This window comes from Algoriphagus halophilus (genome assembly GCF_900129785.1).
Taxonomy (GTDB): Bacteria; Bacteroidota; Bacteroidia; order Cytophagales; family Cyclobacteriaceae; genus Algoriphagus; species Algoriphagus halophilus.
In genome coordinates this window covers 2,474,431-2,492,635 of the sequence record NZ_FSRC01000001.1, presented here as the reverse complement: position 1 = coordinate 2,492,635, position 18,205 = coordinate 2,474,431, and the positions used below count along the sequence as shown (strand labels likewise).

The 18,205-nt window shown below is 38.7% G+C and carries 18 protein-coding genes; 4 read left to right on the top strand and 14 right to left on the bottom strand.

Going from position 1 to position 18,205, the window contains the following annotated elements; translation table 11 throughout:
- Positions 1 to 9 precede the first annotated feature (9 nt).
- Positions 10 to 2,544, top strand: coding sequence for a phosphoenolpyruvate carboxylase (locus tag BUR11_RS10455; RefSeq protein WP_074224756.1), 2,535 nt, complete (start codon positions 10 to 12; stop codon positions 2,542 to 2,544).
- Between the two features lie 58 nt (positions 2,545 to 2,602).
- On the opposite strand, the gene BUR11_RS10450 is transcribed toward BUR11_RS10455, so the two are convergent.
- The 11 genes from BUR11_RS10450 to tamL all read right to left on the bottom strand — a co-directional run bounded on the left by BUR11_RS10450 (position 2,603) and on the right by tamL (position 13,081).
- Positions 2,603 to 3,244, bottom strand: a complete 642-nt coding sequence (locus BUR11_RS10450) for a hypothetical protein (RefSeq protein WP_074224755.1) — start codon at positions 3,242 to 3,244, stop codon at positions 2,603 to 2,605.
- 17 nt (positions 3,245 to 3,261) lie between these two features.
- A complete protein-coding gene (locus BUR11_RS10445; protein WP_074224754.1) occupies positions 3,262 to 3,807 on the bottom strand; it encodes a DUF4136 domain-containing protein in 546 nt (181 codons plus the stop codon).
- Positions 3,808 to 3,950: 143 nt separating this feature from the next.
- Complete coding sequence (locus tag BUR11_RS10440) at positions 3,951 to 4,541, bottom strand: outer membrane beta-barrel protein (protein ID WP_074224753.1); 591 nt, start codon at positions 4,539 to 4,541, stop codon at positions 3,951 to 3,953.
- Positions 4,542 to 4,544: 3 nt separating this feature from the next.
- Positions 4,545 to 5,192, bottom strand: a complete 648-nt coding sequence (locus BUR11_RS10435; RefSeq protein ID WP_074224752.1) for a DUF4136 domain-containing protein — start codon at positions 5,190 to 5,192, stop codon at positions 4,545 to 4,547.
- Between the two features lie 18 nt (positions 5,193 to 5,210).
- Positions 5,211 to 5,687 (bottom strand): hypothetical protein, encoded by a 477-nt coding sequence (locus BUR11_RS10430; protein ID WP_074224751.1) that lies wholly within the window; start codon positions 5,685 to 5,687, stop codon positions 5,211 to 5,213.
- Positions 5,688 to 5,805: 118 nt separating this feature from the next.
- Positions 5,806 to 7,005, bottom strand: coding sequence for a BamA/TamA family outer membrane protein (locus tag BUR11_RS10425; protein ID WP_074224750.1), 1,200 nt, complete (start codon positions 7,003 to 7,005; stop codon positions 5,806 to 5,808).
- Positions 7,005 to 8,246: an OprO/OprP family phosphate-selective porin gene (locus BUR11_RS10420; RefSeq protein WP_074225211.1), complete on the bottom strand. Its 1,242-nt coding sequence runs from the start codon at positions 8,244 to 8,246 to the stop codon at positions 7,005 to 7,007. Before BUR11_RS10420 ends, BUR11_RS10425 begins: the two co-directional genes overlap by 1 nt.
- Before the next feature lie 102 nt (positions 8,247 to 8,348).
- The gene (locus BUR11_RS10415) at positions 8,349 to 9,002 is read right to left on the bottom strand and encodes an outer membrane beta-barrel protein (RefSeq protein ID WP_074224749.1); all 654 of its coding nucleotides are present in this window, start codon (positions 9,000 to 9,002) and stop codon (positions 8,349 to 8,351) included.
- A gap of 161 nt (positions 9,003 to 9,163) precedes the next feature.
- Positions 9,164 to 9,739, bottom strand: coding sequence for a phosphatase PAP2 family protein (locus BUR11_RS10410; RefSeq protein WP_074224748.1), 576 nt, complete (start codon positions 9,737 to 9,739; stop codon positions 9,164 to 9,166).
- Positions 9,736 to 10,647 carry an oxygen-dependent coproporphyrinogen oxidase gene (gene hemF, locus BUR11_RS10405; protein ID WP_074224747.1) on the bottom strand — a complete coding sequence of 304 codons (912 nt, stop codon included), beginning with the start codon at positions 10,645 to 10,647 and terminating at the stop codon, positions 9,736 to 9,738. The genes BUR11_RS10410 and hemF overlap by 4 nt, the downstream gene beginning before the upstream one ends.
- Positions 10,648 to 10,660: 13 nt before the next feature.
- Entirely contained in the window at positions 10,661 to 13,081 is a 2,421-nt protein-coding gene (tamL, locus tag BUR11_RS10400) for a translocation and assembly module lipoprotein TamL (protein WP_084560971.1), read from the bottom strand.
- Positions 13,082 to 13,100: 19 nt separating this feature from the next.
- Here tamL and BUR11_RS10395 point away from each other — a divergent pair, with 19 nt between their 5' ends.
- The 3 genes from BUR11_RS10395 to BUR11_RS10385 all read left to right on the top strand — a co-directional run bounded on the left by BUR11_RS10395 (position 13,101) and on the right by BUR11_RS10385 (position 15,796).
- The gene (locus BUR11_RS10395) at positions 13,101 to 13,847 is read left to right on the top strand and encodes an RNA methyltransferase (protein WP_074224746.1); all 747 of its coding nucleotides are present in this window, start codon (positions 13,101 to 13,103) and stop codon (positions 13,845 to 13,847) included.
- On the top strand, positions 13,847 to 14,833 hold the full coding sequence (locus BUR11_RS10390; protein WP_074224745.1) for a bile acid:sodium symporter family protein: 987 nt from the start codon (positions 13,847 to 13,849) through the stop codon (positions 14,831 to 14,833). The genes BUR11_RS10395 and BUR11_RS10390 overlap by 1 nt, the downstream gene beginning before the upstream one ends.
- Before the next feature lie 78 nt (positions 14,834 to 14,911).
- Positions 14,912 to 15,796: a hypothetical protein gene (locus BUR11_RS10385; RefSeq protein WP_074224744.1), complete on the top strand. Its 885-nt coding sequence runs from the start codon at positions 14,912 to 14,914 to the stop codon at positions 15,794 to 15,796.
- A 53-nt stretch (positions 15,797 to 15,849) separates the two neighbouring features.
- On the opposite strand, the gene BUR11_RS10380 is transcribed toward BUR11_RS10385, so the two are convergent.
- From BUR11_RS10380 to BUR11_RS10370, 3 genes are all read right to left on the bottom strand, one after another.
- Positions 15,850 to 16,110: an acyl-CoA-binding protein gene (locus BUR11_RS10380; RefSeq protein ID WP_074224743.1), complete on the bottom strand. Its 261-nt coding sequence runs from the start codon at positions 16,108 to 16,110 to the stop codon at positions 15,850 to 15,852.
- 124 nt (positions 16,111 to 16,234) lie between these two features.
- Positions 16,235 to 17,521, bottom strand: a complete 1,287-nt coding sequence (locus BUR11_RS10375; protein ID WP_074224742.1) for a citrate synthase — start codon at positions 17,519 to 17,521, stop codon at positions 16,235 to 16,237.
- Positions 17,522 to 17,762: 241 nt separating this feature from the next.
- Positions 17,763 to 18,188 (bottom strand): BrxA/BrxB family bacilliredoxin, encoded by a 426-nt coding sequence (locus tag BUR11_RS10370; protein WP_074224741.1) that lies wholly within the window; start codon positions 18,186 to 18,188, stop codon positions 17,763 to 17,765.
- Positions 18,189 to 18,205: the final 17 nt, after the last annotated feature.

Here is an 18,205-nt window from a genome sequence, read left to right as displayed (position 1 = left end):
CAGACCCTGATGCATAAAACCTATGATACCGAAGTCGCGAAGCGATTTACGATTTACAACAGTTTATTTTTAGATCTTCCTTTTGATGATATCTACCGTACCGGTACTTTATTGCCAATTTTAGGTACAGCATGTCAGAAAGGCTTTCAATCCGGTCTAACTCCCAAGCAGATCATTGAAGGTTTTTTTGAGGAAATGATGTCAAACAATACCGAGACAGAACAGACCAACCTTTTGTTTAAAATGATCCAATATGTGGAGAGGCAAGTGGTACTGTTTGACTCCATAGAAGATGCTGCATTCGAAAAAATCAATGATTTGAGTGGAAAAGGTTCCATTAAAGCCTTGATCGCAAGAGCGGATAATGATCATAAGCGAGAGGCCTTGATTGAGAAATTGAAGAATTTCTCTGTTCGACTTACGTTGACTGCCCACCCCACCCAATTTTATCCAGGCAGTGTACTTGGGATCATTACTGATTTAGAGAATGCGATTCGTTCCGATGATATTGGAAAAATCAATTTGTTATTAAAGCAATTGGGGAAAACAGGCTTTATCAATAGGGAAAAACCAACCCCCTATGAAGAAGCCATCAGTTTGATATGGTATTTAGAAAATGTGTTTTATCAAAGTATTTCTGATATCACCATCAGGTTGCTTTCTACCCTAGATATTCCACTTCATACCTGGGAGAACCCTGGTTTATTGAAAATTGGATTCTGGCCCGGCGGTGACCGGGATGGTAACCCATTTGTAACCCATGATACCACCGTCAAAGTAGCTGAAAGGCTTCAGAAGTGGATTCTAAGATGTTATTATAGAGATCTTAGAAAATTGAAAAGAAGGTTGACCTTCAAAAATGTAGAGGATAAAGTACTTCATATTGAGCGGTCTATTTATAAAACGCTTTTTGAGGATGAGGCAGTTTATACTTCCAAAGAGCAGCTTTTAGACGATTTGCTAAAGGTTAGGGAGACGTTGATTCAAGATCATAATGGGATGTTTATAGATCTTCTTGACCAGTTTATTTTAAAAGTCAAGATTTTCGGTCTCCATTTCGCTTATATGGATGTAAGGCAGGATAGTAGAAAGCATGATAGCCTTTGGGGAGAAATATTTGAATTAAAAGGGATTGATTGGGCTGAAACAGAAGATGACCAGATTGAGCAAATTTTAGCCATCAAAGATTTACCTGACTTAGAGGAGGTGCAAGATGATTTTCATAAAGAAATGCTCCAAACTTTAGGGGTGATTGGACAAGTCCAAAAATCCAATGGAGAAGAAGCATTGCATCGCTATATCATTTCTAATTGTCAATCTAGAAAGCACCTGTTAGAAGTGTATCAATTGGCAAAACTCACTGTGGGAGAGGGGAAAGAAAATCTACCTTTGGATATAGTACCACTTTTTGAAACGATTGATGATTTGGCCGAAGCACCAGAGATCATGACTTCCCTCTATCACTTGCCTGAGTACAGAGCACATTTGGCAAGCAGAGGTAATAAACAAACCATCATGTTGGGATTCTCTGATGGAACAAAGGATGGGGGTTACCTTCAGGCTAACTGGTCTATTTTGAGAGCGAAAGAAGAACTGACCAGGGTTTCCAGAGAGAATGGGATTGAGATAGCCTTTTTTGATGGTAGAGGAGGACCTCCAGCAAGAGGTGGTGGAAACATGCATAATTTCTATGCTTCCTTGGGAGAGAAAGTTGAAAACTCGGAAATCCAAGTTACGATTCAAGGACAGACCATTTCTGCTAATTATGGAAAACAAGCTTCCTGCACCTATAACTTTGAGCAGTTGTTAAGTGCTGGGTTAGAGAATCATTTGTATTCAGATTCAGAAAATAACCTTAGTGAAAGCCAAAGGGCATTGATTCAGGAACTTGCCGATAAGGCATATGAATCCTATAAGGACTTCAAAAACCACGATAAATTCGTTCCATACCTGGAACATGTAACTCCGTTGAAATATTTTGGAATGACCAATATCGGTTCCAGACCTCTCAAAAGAGGAAAAGGTGGAGGACTTAAATTTGAAGATTTGAGAGCGATTCCTTTCGTGGGTAGTTGGGCTCAAATGAAGCAAAACATCCCTGGTTTTTATGGAGTAGGAACCGCCATCGAAAAGCTTGAAGAAGAAGGACGAATTGATGAGGTGAAGGAGCTCTATCAAAATAGCTTGTTTTTCCGAACCTTGCTTGGTAACTCCATGCAGTCTCTCAATAAATGTTTTTATCCGGCAACAGCCTACTTGAGGGATAATAAGAGTTACGGGGAGTTTTGGCAAATTATGTTTGATGAATACAATAAATCAATACTGAAATTGAAAGAGGTTTCTGAAATGGAAGAGTTGATGGGAGATAATCAAGTAAGTAAAAAATCCATTGCAATTCGTGAAAAAATTGTTCTGCCTCTGATTACCATTCAGCAATATGCGATTCAGTCCATGCTAGAATCTGGAAAGAGTTCAGAACTATTTCAGAAATTAATTCTTAGAAGTATGTTTGGAATTATCAATGCGGCAAGAAATGCAGCGTAAGAACTATTAAAAAAATAAGCCGCTTTCATCAAATGATGGAAGCGGCTTTTTTTTGGTTTTATTTACCGGCAATTAAGCCGTCTTTGATCAATTGATGAACCACTAATTCGGAGAAAGTTCTGGAAAAGGTTTCGATCGAACTAGGATTGGTTGTTTCAGATTGAGCTGACCAAACAAGTGTTTCAGTTTGTACATCATAGAGGTTCATCTCTAAGTAATACTTCTTGTCTGTAGAATAGTATCCTGGGTTATACATGACAGGATTATAGTAAGAATAATATCCATAGAATCTACCATAATAACCTCCATACATCATTGGTGAATACATGGTAGTACCAGGCACATATCTGGTTTCGGAAGTTTGGTCCAATAATGCAATTGTTAAAATAGCATCACTACCCCCTTCTTTGATGGCCTTTAACGTAGCATCTTTGTTTTCTTCCGATGCTTTAAAACCTGGAGGAATAATATCAAAAGAGCTGACAGCAGTAACCCCTCTCTCTTTCAAATGAGTATTGATGTCGCTTTCAATGGTTTGTCTAGCCACCAAATTACTGGAAATCCCAGTGACGAAAATTGTTTTGTAAGGTTCAGACGGAGTGTCTGGCCCTGTCCAAGATCCAATAATTTTGGAACTTGGAGAACATGAAATGGCAAATGCCAAAATAAGCAAAGTGAATACTATATTATTCTTTTTCATAGTTGAAGAGAGAAGATTTAATTTTGGTCAATTTCTTTGAACAATTCACTCACGGCGAATTGGATTGCTTCTGCTTTTTTATCGTCTTTTTTAGGGACTACTCGATCAATGGAACCTATCCAAACTGCTGTATTTAATGTTGGATCTATTAGGTGCATGGTAATGCTTCCTTCTTTGTAGGTATTTACCGGCACCTCTTCACTTTTCCATGTATACCGTCTTTGTCCTGTATAGGTAAATGGATCCGTGGCCAAACTGGTCGTCCTGGTTTGCACCTTATCCTCCACCAATAGGCCAATGTTTACCAATAAATCTGGATTGGAAGAAACACTCAATCCACGAGTGCTCATTTCTGACTCAATATCCTTTTTGATCAGGTCAATGGCTTTCTGAAAATATGGATTATCAGGGGCTGTATTTTCAATTTCCATGAATCCATAGCTTTGATAATCGGAAAGATTGAAGTTTTGGTAGTCCTCACCCTCCACCGTCACCAAAGAAGAAGTACATCCAAAACTGACTAACAATATCAGGTATGGAACTAGTAGCTTTTTGATTTTCATTTCATTGATGTTTTAATTCAATTACTATTACAAAAGGATGTTACCGAAAGTTGGGCCTATTCGAAAGTACTAGCGTGATATCCAATAGGTTGTTCCAAGTAATCAATTGAATCTAACGAAATTGATGCAAGAAGGCCAAGCATTTAATTGAAAATTACAAAGCCGATGTTAAAGTTGATATTTGACTGACTATCAAAATTATCGCCACCGGTTCCCATTAAATATTTAGCGCCGAATTTAAAAGCCATACTTGCATTAGGTTGGATTAATGCTCCTACTTCAGGTTTAATAGCAAATTGCCAATGGGTTTTGCTGGTAGTGTAAATCCCCATGTCAAGTCTTCTGTTACTTGCCATGGTTCCGATGCCTAAACCAGCATAGGGTCTAAATAAGCCAGTTCTAAGCGCATAGTAATTAACAGTAGCTAAAATTGGCCAAGTATATTGATAGCGATATTGGACTCCAGAAATAGACGCTGAACCTTCTGTATATACCTTATCTTCTTCTCTTTTATATAGTGTGGTATGTCCAGCTTCTAGGCCAACAGCTACATGAGGGTTGATAAATTTTTGGAATTCAAAATTGATTCCTCTTCCTGAAGGATTATCAATATAATCTGAGGTATTACCCAATGGAACAGTTACCACATAGTTGACTGAAAACAAAGAGTTCTGGGCGGAAGCAACAAAGGATATACCTATAAATAATAGGGTAGTGATAAATATATTTTTCATGACTTATTTTGCTAAATATGGTGATTGATCGAAGGCTTGATTAATACTTGCATTTACACGATTGTTAATGCTGTTTTCACTTCCTTCTATTAATCCATTAAAAATACCTGTCCAAAGAACTGGGACTTTTTCAGTCTCATCTATTGCATTTGGATCAGTCATTTGCATTAGCAAAGTTCCTGTCCTATATCTTGTAATAGTGGGCGGGTAATAACCTGGATACCACCAGCCCCATCCTGGGCCCCATCCTGGGTAAAACCAACTCCAATACCACCAATCATAGTAATAATAAATCTTGTCAGTTTGAGAAACTGATGGCAAAATAATTAAATCAGGATTTACAGATGAATTAACTTCTGTGTATCCTAAATCATTCATATTACTTCTTATGGAAGATAAAATTAGGTTGCCATACTTTGGATCAAGGTATTCCGGCTCATCACCAGGCTCTCCACCGATAAAGTCATCTGTGATTAACACTACTTTGTCTGGGAGGGAATACGTTGATTTGGATTGAAAATCATAGCTAACATCATAGTTGGTGTATACTAAGTCCAATTCGTCGATAAAATCCGCTCCACCCGGGCTACAGGATATTGCAAACAATCCCAGAGTGAGTACAAGGGTAATTTTGAGTAATTTTTGTTTCATTGTTTTTTGTTGGTTTAATTAATTTTCACCTATAAATGGAAGTTCTTGCTGAAGCGCATTCCGTATGGTGTTATGGATATAAGTGTCTATTTGTAGAAATTTTGCGGCATCAATGGCTGAGGTTGCCTTCTTGAATTTTTTATAGTATTTGGAGTGAAGTTTTGAGAGTTGCATGTCATTCTTGATGGTCCTTTTTGCTAGATCATCCGCTTCGTATTCTCCCAAAGAGCTGTATTTGTTCAGATATTCATCAATGATTTTGATACGATCCCTGGCAATGGCTTTACGTTCCAGTTCATATGCTTGGTATACGGTCCAAAAAACGGGAGCAATACTTTCAGGTAAATCCATATAGGACTCGACAATCATTTTTTTATCATTACCAAAGGCTTCCTGAATTAAGGTTATTTCATCATCAACAGTCATCTGTTGACCATAACCAAAGCTGACTGTAAAAAACAAGCAGATTACTAGAGGGACTAAATAATTTTTCATGATCTTGATGAGTTGGTGAAAAGCTTTATTAAAAATAAAGCTTCAAGATTATTTATTCTGTGAAAAGTTAAAAAATTAATGAATTATGTGTTAAAATTCACTGAAATATGTCAAAACTTTAAAATGTTTCATTCACATTCAGGTAAAATCCTGAATTTCCTTTTTTGCCAAAACCATAATCTGCGGTAATGGTGGTTCTGTTTTCCTTATTGATCATCACACGTAGTCCAACCCCATATGCCGCATTAATGTTTTCCAAAAGTTTCTCTTGGGTCATTTTACTTCCAAAAGAAGAGGCATTGATGAAAACTGTTCCTCCGAACGTTTCTTTCTCTTTTTGTAAAGGGAAACGATATTCAGTTTCAGCATAAACCATGGTTTCTCCTCTAAATCTTCCTTGCGCATAGCCTCTTCCTCCCCGTCCAAAAGTGTCATAGCCTATTGCAGGTAAACTCATATAAGGAAGATCACCTGAAACTAAAAAGTTTCCTAATCCCCATACTCCGATGAGGTGTCTTTTCCGTTTTTCACTTAAGTTAAAGTAATGCCGGTAATCCAAGAGGAGGGTGGAGGAAGTTTTGTCAGATCCCAAAAACGTTGGATTTATTTTATAAGAAACCAGTGCAAAATTTTTCTCATAAGGAGAGACTGCTACATCTCGATTTTCATATAGTCCATTGATGGTGATGCCAGATAAGGTATAACGATCTTCATTAAACCCCAATTGAGCATTATAATAATCATGAGAAAACCTCAATTCGGATGGCCCGGTTTCCGTATCAAGGAAATTCTCTATTTTGGAATAAATGTCCAAGTGGTAACCGATACCTAGATAAAATTTAGAGTCACTGATTCTTTTTAAAACTGCTTCATAGAATCTAAACCAAGAAAAGTCCATTTGCTGCTCACCCCAAAGGACCCCTGTTTGATTAGGATTTTCTGTGGGGGCATTTGGTGCGTCACTTCCCAATCCAAACGTAGGCTGTGAAGTGATAAAATACCTCCAATCTCCCCATAAAATCCATTTGTCTTCAGAAAGGAAAATGTTCGATCTAGCACTAAAAATCCATTGTTTTTTAGTGGTATATAAAAAATTCCCCACCAAATTGGATAAATGGGTGTCTTCAGGATTGCCCATGCGCCAAGTAGCAGATGGAGCAACACCAAATAACCAACCATTGGCAGGATTGGAGCCTATGGCAGGCAAGGGGACGATTTTGAAGTCCCTAATTTGATTTGGTTGGTAGGTAACAGAGTCCTGAGCATAACTATTTCCAAAGTGGATTAGAAAAATGATTATAGTCAGGAGTTGTTTCATTAGAAGGATATATCGTATTGCAACCTAAATCTTAATTCATCACTTTGAGGAAGTTCTTTATCCTCAAAAGTGAATTTCGTGATTTCTGTGGTAAGTTTATTCAAATGTCCCACAAAAAACCAATTAAATGCAAGAGCCAATTCCCTTTGTTTATTTTGTGAAATAGACAAGTCTGGACTAATCACTGCATATCTCATGGCCACTTCCAACGGTTTTGGCCAAAAATCAACCACTTGATTCGGGAAATACCCGGCAGTGATGTACACGCCTCCTAAGGTAGTGCTCCCACTGTCTTCAAAATTATCTACAATGTTTTTTCTATGGAATTCACTGGCCCAAGAAAACCCTTTGTAAATAAAAGCGGTTTCAATATTATACTGCTTGATGGTGTATTGGCCATCGTTTGTGCCTTCAAATCCTGCCAAATTTCCTCCTCCCGAACTAGAGAACCTGGTATAGGGGCTGGTGTTGGTGATTCCTGCAATTGCAATCAAAGCAGCTGGTTTCTCCGAAATAGATACATCACCACCTGAAAATGGGACTTCTCTTCCCAATAAATTCCATTGGAATCTCCCAAAATACATCAATTTGGAATCATCATTAAATCTCGATCCTCTTCCTGTTCCTGTAAAAGCTCCAAGCCAATAATTAAAGTTTGCAGCTCCTCCGCCATCTAAATTTCCATAGATAGATAACCCTTGTTGCCTATCCACGGTAAAGAATCTATTTAACAACGATCTATCTACCAGTTGTTGGCTACCACTGCTTATGAAACGCTCTCGGGTGAATTCAACTTTCCATTGGCCGGCTTTAAATTTTAACCAAGGGAATTTTTCAACCATAAACCGAAAATCCAATAAGATACTTTGGCCTAGTTCATACTCAAAGTAATATTTTAACCATGGTTGGTATGCATGACCGCCTATTTTTAAACGTGCTCTATTGATTTTGAACAGTTTTACATCCTGATTATTAAAATCATTAAAAGTGATAGGGTCTTGATCATCAGGAACAGCAAATCTAAACTGGAGTCTACTGGCGATTTGTAATTCAAATTTTTCATCTGCCGTAGTAAAAACAAAACCTTTGGATGTGTGTCTAATGGGTTTTTCTTTTAAAACGGGTTCCTGTTGGATTGAATCTTTTTCCTGTGCGACGGTACCAAAGCTTAGTAGGATTAGAGATAGTCCGAGCAGGTGTTTGAAGGTATTTGGAAAAGGTGAGTCCCTAAAGAAATCCATTAAAATTCTGATTTTGAAATTTGCGAAGGCAAAGAACGTAAAATGCATTGAGAATATGATATTTTCCCAATGCATTTTTATGATTTTTCCAAGAAAAGAATTTTAACTCCCAGGGATTCTAAATACCAGCCCTCCTTCAAAACCGAACTGGAATAAGGAACTATAGGAAGAAAGTCCTGCTCCTAAACCTCCTGTACCAAAGTAAAGCCCTCCTCCAATGGCTTGTGTGGCAGAGAATAAACTTGCCTGTGCCCTAAAAGCGACATTCGTGGACAACCAAAAGTTGGCTCCACCTCGAATGTTATAGGAGAATTTTGTAGCGGAGCTGCTATTTCGGGTGTCAGGGTTGCTGACATTGAAAATTCCCATTCCTATTCCCACACCGGCAAAAGGTTCCACCACTTCAGATACAGGGAAATACCTTGTTCCATTTAACATGATCCAGTTAATCGCCATGTCAAAATCTGTGAATCTCGGTCCTCCTTGAAAACCTGTGTCAAGGTAGGTAGTAGGGGCACTGGTGTCTTGTCTCAAATATTGGATTTCTATGGCACCCCGGTTCGGGATGTGGTATTCCAGACCTGCACCCCATCGGAAACCATCTTGGATTTGTCCATTGAAATAGGAGGAACTAGAATAGTAAGAATCCACTTTGTCCTTGAATATATACCCACCATAGGTATTTACTCTTAATTCCTGTGCCATGGCACATCCTGAAATGATAAATAGAGCCAGAAATAGAAAGGTGTTTTTCACTGTAAATAAGGTTAAATCAACTGAATGGATCTGAATAGTACTTTAATAATAAGGAAAAAGTAACAATTATTCTTTAGATGATTAAATGAAACCTCCCAATTATTAAAAATATCTGATTCGAATCAACCTGCACTGTCAGTCCTTACTTCTATGGATTCTGCCTATTTGAGCAATGATTTGAGGATTTCTCTCTTGATAAATACAATGAAAAACCAACTGATCAATCCAGCTAAAAAGCCTATGAATGCCCCAATCAACACATCAACAGGGTAGTGTACACCTAAATAAATCCGGGTGTAGGAAATAATCGCAGCCCAAAGAAACAGCCATTTTAGATGCTTGATGTTTTTACCTACTTTGAGATTCAGGAATGTAGCGACGGCAAAAGTATTTGCGGCGTGTGAAGAAACAAAACCATAGAGCCCTCCACATCTTTCATAATTGTGCATGATACCCTCCCAGCGCTCATCATGGCAAGGTCTCAGGCGTTCGAAGAAGGGTTTCATGAAGCCAGAGGTAGTCTGGTCTGCAATAAGAATGGATAATGCAATTCCGCCAAACACCCACCAGCTGGTTTTCGGGTCAGCTTTGTAGATAAAATAGATTAAAAGGGCATAAAAGGGGATCCATGTTACCGTTTGAGAAATTTGGTACATGATAGGATCCATCCAATCCCAATGGAAAGAATTTAAAAAAATGAAGAGACTCTCGTCCCATTTTTTGATGGTCTCAATCATAAAGAAAAGTTTATCCAGTCCACTCCCTTATTTAGATGCTTTAAAGTAAAGCTTTCTTCACTACCGATTTCTGGTTGATGCATGTATTCCCAACTCGCTTCCGGTGGCATACTCATTAAGATACTTTCGGTTCTTCCGTTGGTGTCCAGGCCAAATTTTGTACCTGCATCCCAGACCAAATTGAACTCCACATATCTACCCCGTCTTAATTTCTGCCAAGCCACTTCATTTGGGCCGTATGGAATCTGATGGTTTTTTTTCATCAAATGAGTGTAAACCTTTGGAAACAGTTTTCCCACGTTGAGGCTGAAATTCAGAATATCCTCAAATTCCTGATCTGAACTGGCTCTCAAATGGTCATAAAAAATCCCACCAATCCCCCTTGTTTCATTCCGGTGTTTGATAAAAAAGTAGTCATCGGCCCATTTTTTATAAGTTGGATAAGCATCTTGATTGAATTCATCACAGACTTTTTTTACTTCCGAATGAAAGTAAGAAGCATCTTCCAAATTGATATAGTGAGGGGTGAGGTCTATCCCCCCTCCAAACCAGTGCACCCCATTATCCATTTCAAAGTAGCGGATATTCATATGAATGATAGGGACCATGGGGTTTTTTGGGTGCAATACGATCGATACCCCTGTGGCATAGAAATTTGCTTTCTCCAGCTTCAATTTTTCCAGGATTTTAGTGGGGGTTGGTCCATGAACTGCTGAAAAAGCAACACCTCCCTTTTCAATTATTTCCCCTCCCTGAAAAATCCGTGTTCTCCCACCACCGCCTTCAGGTCTTTCCCACTTATCTTCCAGGAATTTCCCTTTTCCATCCCCGATTTCAAGCTGGTTACAAATAAGGTCTTGAATACCTTGGTATATTTTAGAAATCTCTTCCTTGCTTTTTCTAGCCATAATCTGATTTGAATTAAAAAGGGTAGCCAATGCCAAAGTTAAACACTGTTTGCCCTTTTTCCCCCAAGGGTCTTTTAAAACTTAATTTATTGAGAATCCATCGTTCCCCTTCAGGCCTTGCTGGGTCAATGGCTTTGGTGGCCATATCAAGCCTGATAATCAGGAAGTCAAAATCCATTCGGAGTCCGATTCCTGTTCCAACGGCAATTTCCTTATAAAACCGATTGATCCGGAAATCACCACCTGGTCTTGAATCTTCCACCCCGATATTCCAGGCATTTCCGGCATCTATAAATAAGGCCATGTCAAAATACCCCACCAGTTTTCTTCGGTACTCGAGCATGGATTCTATGATCATCTCAGAAGGTTGCTCAAATCGATAATCAAAGTATCCGTTTTCATTCAATGGAGGAGTATAGCTTCCGGGACCAAGACGTCTTGCCTGCCAAGCCCTGATGCTGGTACCACCTCCCGCAAAAAAGTATTTTTCATAGGGTAAAATCCCATTACTAACTCCATAGGGCTGGGCAATTCCAAAATTCAAGCGATAAGCAAAAGTTTGCTTTTTATCTATTGGTAGGTATTTCCTAAAATCTGCCTGTAGTTTCAGCCATTGGAACCTTGCAAAGTCTGTGGTTTCGTTATTGGAGGGTGCATTAAAAAAGTTAAATGAGGTACCACCACTTTCAACGAATAGTTTTAATAGGGAGGAGCGGTTGGTTTCAAATTCACCATATCGGTTGAAATTAATGATGGTTTGACCGGAAATACTGCTCACAATAGAAGGAAGAAATGACCAGATTAAGTTATTCCCCTGGTTGGCTAATTCCTCTAATACATCCAGGAAGTCCTGGGTGATTTGTGGTGTTCGTATGTAATTGATGTCCAGCAGGTTGAACGTGTATTGCTGTCGATTGGACCTGGTGGCCCAGGTGTAAGAAATTAACCCGTTGAGACCTGAGCGGGTGTACTCCGGTCTATTGGTATAGTTGAATCCGATCAGGGTCCGGGTGTTGGGATTGTATCTACCGTATCTTTCCAGACTTCTTGGAGAGAAAGGCATTAAGAATCTTGGGAATATCACAGAAGCTGACGTTCCTATTTCCCGGCTTTGATAAACCCCTTGATCAGTAGCGGAGGCTACCCCTTCCAATCCAGCTCTAAAATTGAATTCCAAGATTTCCCCAGCCCTAAAAAAGTTTCTATTCCTAAGAGAGGCAGAGAAAAATGGGCCAGGCAACTGTTCAGTAATGCTAAGTCCCAATTGATTCGTCAGTTGATATTTTTGGTTGGGTTGTGTTTGAATTTTGGCAGTGAGTGAAGTCCCAACAGTATCAAAAGAAATGTTTACAAATCGAAATAAGTCTAGGTTGTTTAATTGTCTTTGGGATTCTAATACCTCAGATCTGTTATACACATTGCCACTATCCAAGAATACTCTTGAGGAGAATATTTTTTCTGAATAACGATCCTTATAAAATGAAAAGTCAATATCTCTATAGCTTCTTGAAATTTTTTGATCGATGAAATCATTGCTGGGTGGGTTTACCCGGAAGTAGATGGAATCGATGGTGTATACCTCATGTTTCTCCGCAAACGTGGGTTTTCTGATCAATTCTTCAATGACCACCGATTTCTTGCTTGTATCCTGAAATACATTGTATTCTATAAATGATTTCGAAAACATGAAAAACCCGTTGTTTTTCAGAAGGTCTTCAATTCTGTTTCTCTCCGCTACGATGTTGTTTTGATTGTAGTTTTCATGAAGCTTTAGATGGCTTTCAGGTTTTGAGCTATTCAATAACCCTAAAATTTCTTCATTATCAGACCTGACATAGATAGAGTCGATGAGGTAAGGTTCATTTTCTTCTACCTCATAGGTTACAAATGCTTTTTTCTTTTTGGTTTCCACTTTGAAATTGGTGGAAACATCCATGTACCCCCTGTTGTAGAGGTAATTTCTGATTTCGGTGGTAGAAACCTTGGTGTCTGCACTGTCTAAAACTGTAGCAGGATTTCCGGTTCGCATGACCAGATTTCCAAATTCAGCTTTCTTCTCCAAGCTCTCCACTCTTGATTCTAACTTGTCTTGCTTTTTAATCAGTTTCCTGTTGTCAGGGTTTTCTCCACGTGCCCTTCTAATGGAATCTAGTGCTTCTTTCTTCAGCTCTAGTTTTCCTGCAACTTTCGCACTGTCATAAAAATTTTTTCCAAACCTGTAAATATTCACTCCCAAAGAAATGTTGGTCAATGGGATTCTTGTATTGGGTTCCTGAATGAGTAGGGGGTACAGATCTCCTTGATTTACCTGGTCAAGGCCGGTGATGTCGTTTTGAAAGATCACATATTCACCCTCAGGGATGTTTTTAGTCACAGAACAGCCTGCCTGGACTAAAAGGACACAGATAAAAAGTATATATTTGATGAATTTCAAAACGGGAGAATAGATCGGAATGCTTAGCAAAAATACAGTTAAGTTTATAAAAACCTTACATCAAAAGAAATACCGAAACCTAGAACAAAAGTTCTTTTTAGAAGGAGAAAAATCAGTTTTAGAGGTCATGGATTCGGATTTTAAGATTGAATTGCTGCTTGCCACAGATCAATTCATGGAAAGTAATGAAGAAACCATGCAATCCTACCGGGGTGAGCTGTTGAATGTAACCCAAAAACAATTGGAAAGTGTTGGGCAATTCCAAAGTAACGACAGTGCATTGGCGGTAGTTTGTATGAAACCCAATCACTATTTTGATCAACCCCAGGATGAGTTGGTGATAGCGCTCGATGATGTGAGAGATCCTGGGAATTTGGGAACCATTATCAGGATTGCTGATTGGTATGGGATCAAGCATTTACTTTTCTCCGAGCAAACTGCGGAATTTTATAATCCGAAAGTCATTCAAGCAAGTATGGGCTCCTTCACAAGAGTGAAGTTTTATTATGGGGATTTGGCAAAGGTTTTTGCTCAGTGGGAATGTCCTGTATATGGAGCTTATTTAGATGGAGAGAATATTCATCAGTTAGACCAGGTGAATCCTGGTATACTTTTAATGGGGAATGAGTCCAAAGGGATTTCAGAGGAGCTTGCTCCCATGGTCACCAATAAATTGACCATCCCCGGGTCTGGAAATGCCGAGTCATTGAATGTAGCAATTGCCACTGCAATACTGTGTGACAATTTTAGTAGGTTGGGTGTCTAATGATTCGGAAATTACTAGGTACCTTAAATAAGGTCGGAATTAATGGGTTTTTATTAGGAATATTTGCAGCCATATTTTTGGGCTATTTATTCCCGGTGTTCGGTTCCTCAGAATCCACGGTTCCTTGGAAACCCATCATCAATGTGGGGATTGGATTTGTATTTTTCTTTTATGGGGTCAAATTAAATCCCCAACAATTGAAATCAGGGTTAAAAAACTGGAAGTTACATGTACTGATACAATTGACTACCTTCCTGCTATTTCCCCTTTTAGTGTTGTTGATTTTTAATCTTCTACCTTTTATCAATCAGGATTTTAGACTGGGGATCTCCTATCTTTCTGTGTTGCCTTCCACGGTAAGTGCTTCCATCGTGATGGTTTCCATTGCAAAAGGGAATATCCCAGGAGCAATTTTCAATGCAAGTATTTCCAGTTTGTTGGGAGTGATTATCACACCTGCATGGATGGAAGTCTTGGGGAGCTCTTCCAATTTTGAGATTGACTTTGCGGCCACCTTAGGAGAGTTGTCGGTGAAAGTACTGTTGCCCGTGATTTTAGGGATATTGTGCCATAATTGGTTATTCCCGAAAATCCAAAGTCATATAGCGAAGGTGAAATACCTGGATCAGACAGTCATTATGATCATAGTTTTCACCTCTTTTGCGGAGTCTTTTGCCCAACAGGTGTTTTCACCTTATACCTATTCAACACTCGCTGAGGTAAGTGTGACCATGTTGGGATTATTCTTTTTGGTGATGGGAGTGGTAGAACTCCTAAGCAGGGTTTTGAGGTTTTCCAGGGAGGATAAAATTACCGCTCTTTTTTGCGGATCTAAAAAATCATTGGTTCAGGGTGTAGTGATTGGGAAGGTGATTTTTCCGGATCCTGCAATTTTAGGATTGGTATTACTTCCAGTCATGCTTTATCATATTCAGCAATTGATTGCAGGGTCAATTATTGCATCTAGTATGGGTAAAAGGGATTAAAACAAATTATTACTTTTTCCGGTTTTTTGATCAAACCATATATTTTGTATTTTCAATTGAAATAAGTCACTAAAAGATATGAAAGCTTTCCAAAGGGCATTTTATGTGCTTTTTTTTATTTTTTTTGCAATGGGGTTTTCCCCAAGTCATGAATTGTATGCGCAGGATAAAACGGACGTTTTATTCTTAAAAAGCGGGGAGAAGAAAGAAGGTAAAGTAACGGGGATCACTACCTCACTTGTCAAATTCAGGTATATAGGCGAAGAATTTGATTATGAAATTCCAAAAACAGATGTAGCGAAGATCCAATTTTCCAGTGGGAGGGAGGAAGTATTTGAGGTCGCTGAAACTGGAGCAACGGTAAGCACCTTACCTGCTCCTGCAAATGCGGCAGATGCCCATAATAAAATCGCCGTTTTACCCTTTCAGTTTATTAGCAATGATCCAAGTATGGATGCTAACTCTTTGAGTAATCTAGCTCAAAACACCACTGCTAATTCTATTCGAGAGCAATATGGAAACCTGATTTTGCAAGACCCTGTGACTACCAACGCACTGCTAGCCAAGAAGAATATAGATCAATCCAATATTACTTCCATGACACCTGCAGAAGTAGCGAATTTGTTGGGGGTGGAGTATGTGGTTTATGGTACTGTTAACCTAACAAATAAAGGCGCCTCTACTTATGGCAGCTCCGGTACTACTTATAACGAGCGTGAAAAAACAGATACTAACAGAGGAAAGTCTGATGAACGAACCAAAGGAAGTGCTTTTACCTCATCAAGTTCTTCTACCACCATTGAATATGATACTTCTGTAGACTTTAGACTTTTCAACAATCAGGGTACAAACTTATACTCGGATTCCAGACATGTGTTTGGTAGCGATGTGAATTCCTATGAAAATGGAATTAGTTATATGATCAAAAGAACTCCGTTTGGTTCCAAATACGGAAAAAAATAACCTAAGTATTAACAGAGAAAAAGCAGGTCTGAAAATTTTCAGACCTGCTTTTTTTATAAATAAGACTTAGAAAGTTCTTCTACCAATGCAATGTATTCTTTTTCAGCCTCAGACTTAGACTTGCCTTTTAAGTTTAACCAACTGTGGTATTTTGCAGCAGCCTTGAAGTCGAATCCCCCTGGTTTTTCCCCCACGTTATCCCCTTCGGTGGCCTGCTTATATAGGCCGTATAGTTTGAGGAGCTCTTCATTAGAAGGCTTCTGCGTAAATTTCTTCGTTAAATCAATCGCTTGATTTAGATTTTCTAATTTCATGGTAAACTGGTTTAGGCTATTCTAGTTTCCAAATATTGCGCCAATTTTAGAATAAATAAAATGTAAAGGCATAAAAAAAGGCGAGCATTAAAACTCGCCTTTTCTATCATTATTCAAAGATAATTTATCTCTTATTCATAGATACATATTCGCGTTCGTTAGCTCCTACATAGACTTGTCTTGGACGTCCGATAGGCTCGTTATTTTCACGCATTTCTTTCCATTGGGCGATCCATCCTGGAAGTCTTCCCAATGCAAACATCACTGTAAACATATCGGTAGGAATTCCAAGTGCTCTATAGATGATACCAGAATAAAAGTCTACGTTAGGATATAACTTTCTATCGATAAAGTATTGGTCATTCAATGCAGCATGCTCCAATTCTTTAGCGATATCCAAAACTGGATCATTTACACCTAATTTAGTCAATACATCATCAGCAGCTTTTTTAATGATTTTAGCTCTTGGATCGAAGTTTTTATAAACTCTATGTCCAAAGCCCATTAATCTAAATGGATCATTTTTGTCTTTTGCTTTGTCAAGGTATTTCTTAGCATCTCCGCCATCTGCTTTGATCGCTTCAAGCATCTCGATCACTGATTGGTTTGCTCCACCGTGTAGTGGACCCCAAAGAGCATTGATGCCTGCAGAAATAGAAGCATATATACTGGCTTGAGAAGAACCCACAATTCTTACCGTAGAAGTAGAACAGTTCTGCTCATGGTCTGCATGTAAAATCAATAATTTATCCAAAGCAGAAGCAACAACAGGATCTACATCATATTTCTCAGCAGGAAGTGCGAACATCATTTTTAAGAAGTTCGAACAGTAATCCAATGAATTGTCAGGGTAATTTACCGGATGACCGATTTCATTTTTATAAGCCCAAGTAGCAAATGTTGGCATTTTCGCTAATAGGCGAATAATGCTCATATTTACTTCTTCCTCACTTCTATTTGGGTTCAATGATTCCGGATAGAAAGCCGTTAAAGAACAGATCAAAGAAGAAAGTACCCCCATTGGGTGAGAGTTAGAAGGGAAACCTTCCAGGATTTTTTTGATGTCTTCGTGTACGAGTGTATGGTGAGTGATTTCTTTCGAAAAGGACTCATACTCCGCCTGGGTAGGAAGCTCACCATAAATCAATAAGTAAGCGACCTCCAAGAAAGTTGACTTTTCTGCAAGATCTTCAATTTTGTAACCTCTATAGCGAAGTATACCTTCTTCACCATCTAAAAATGTAATTGCACTAGTAGTTGAACCAGTGTTTTTGAATCCCGGATCAAGGGTGATTAAACCGGAAGCTCCTCGAAGCTTTGCAATGTCAATTGCAGATTCATTTTCTGTGCCGGTAATAACCGGGAATTCATACTCTTGTCCTTTGAAGGACAACTTAGCGGATTCAGACATATAACAGGTTTGTTTGGATTGCTCTTAAGAAAAAACTTAGAAATTCGGGGTTAAGTTAATAAAAGCATGTTGTTTTTTGGACGATAATTGTATTAAGGGAGATATAATTCTTCGATTAATTGATAAACTGGCTTAATCGCAGAAAGGTTATAGGATATTTTGAAGAATGAACTGCATGTTTTTTATCCAATAAACCAGCCATCTCCATTCGTTGAATAAAAAAAGCCCCGCAGGGCTATTTTTATGAAGCACAAAAGTGCTCAAATACTTCCACTAGGTGGTCGCCAATCATTTTGGCATTTCTTCCTTCGATGTGGTGACGCTCAATAAAGTGAACTAATTCACCGTCTTTGAACAAGGCCATAGCTGGGGAAGAAGGAGGGTAAGGAAGCACGATTTCTCTGAACTTCTCCACTGCCTCTCTATCATTTCCTGCAAATACAGTTCCCAGGACATCAGGTTTTACTTTTGCATGATCTAAAGCATATTTCACTCCAGGTCTTGCAGCTCCTGCCGCACACCCACATACTGAGTTTACTACTACAAATGTGGTTCCTTTTTGGTCTGGACCAAGTTTTTCAGCAACGATATCGGCTGTTCTAAACTCCTCAAAACCTTCATTAGAAAGTTCTGCTCTCATGGGAGCAATTAATTCTTCTGGATACATATGTTCTATTATTTAAA

Bases quoted from the DNA above. Each gene is read 5' to 3' on its own strand.
- BUR11_RS10450 (WP_074224755.1), bottom strand. From the start codon at position 3,244: ATGAAAAAGAATAATATAGTATTCACTTTGCTTATTTTGGCATTTGCC.
- BUR11_RS10425 (WP_074224750.1), bottom strand. From the start codon at position 7,005: ATGAAACAACTCCTGACTATAATCATTTTTCTAATCCACTTTGGAAAT.
- BUR11_RS10430 (WP_074224751.1), bottom strand. From the start codon at position 5,687: ATGAAAAATTATTTAGTCCCTCTAGTAATCTGCTTGTTTTTTACAGTC.
- BUR11_RS10455 (WP_074224756.1), top strand. From the start codon at position 10: ATGCATAAAACCTATGATACCGAAGTCGCGAAGCGATTTACGATTTAC.
- BUR11_RS10385 (WP_074224744.1), top strand. From the start codon at position 14,912: ATGAAAGCTTTCCAAAGGGCATTTTATGTGCTTTTTTTTATTTTTTTT.
- BUR11_RS10370 (WP_074224741.1), bottom strand. From the start codon at position 18,188: ATGTATCCAGAAGAATTAATTGCTCCCATGAGAGCAGAACTTTCTAAT.
- BUR11_RS10445 (WP_074224754.1), bottom strand. From the start codon at position 3,807: ATGAAAATCAAAAAGCTACTAGTTCCATACCTGATATTGTTAGTCAGT.
- BUR11_RS10410 (WP_074224748.1), bottom strand. From the start codon at position 9,739: ATGATTGAGACCATCAAAAAATGGGACGAGAGTCTCTTCATTTTTTTA.
- BUR11_RS10420 (WP_074225211.1), bottom strand. From the start codon at position 8,246: ATGGATTTCTTTAGGGACTCACCTTTTCCAAATACCTTCAAACACCTG.
- BUR11_RS10375 (WP_074224742.1), bottom strand. From the start codon at position 17,521: ATGTCTGAATCCGCTAAGTTGTCCTTCAAAGGACAAGAGTATGAATTC.
- hemF (WP_074224747.1), bottom strand. From the start codon at position 10,647: ATGGCTAGAAAAAGCAAGGAAGAGATTTCTAAAATATACCAAGGTATT.
- BUR11_RS10395 (WP_074224746.1), top strand. From the start codon at position 13,101: ATGCTTAGCAAAAATACAGTTAAGTTTATAAAAACCTTACATCAAAAG.
- BUR11_RS10440 (WP_074224753.1), bottom strand. From the start codon at position 4,541: ATGAAAAATATATTTATCACTACCCTATTATTTATAGGTATATCCTTT.
- BUR11_RS10435 (WP_074224752.1), bottom strand. From the start codon at position 5,192: ATGAAACAAAAATTACTCAAAATTACCCTTGTACTCACTCTGGGATTG.
- BUR11_RS10380 (WP_074224743.1), bottom strand. From the start codon at position 16,110: ATGAAATTAGAAAATCTAAATCAAGCGATTGATTTAACGAAGAAATTT.
- BUR11_RS10390 (WP_074224745.1), top strand. From the start codon at position 13,847: ATGATTCGGAAATTACTAGGTACCTTAAATAAGGTCGGAATTAATGGG.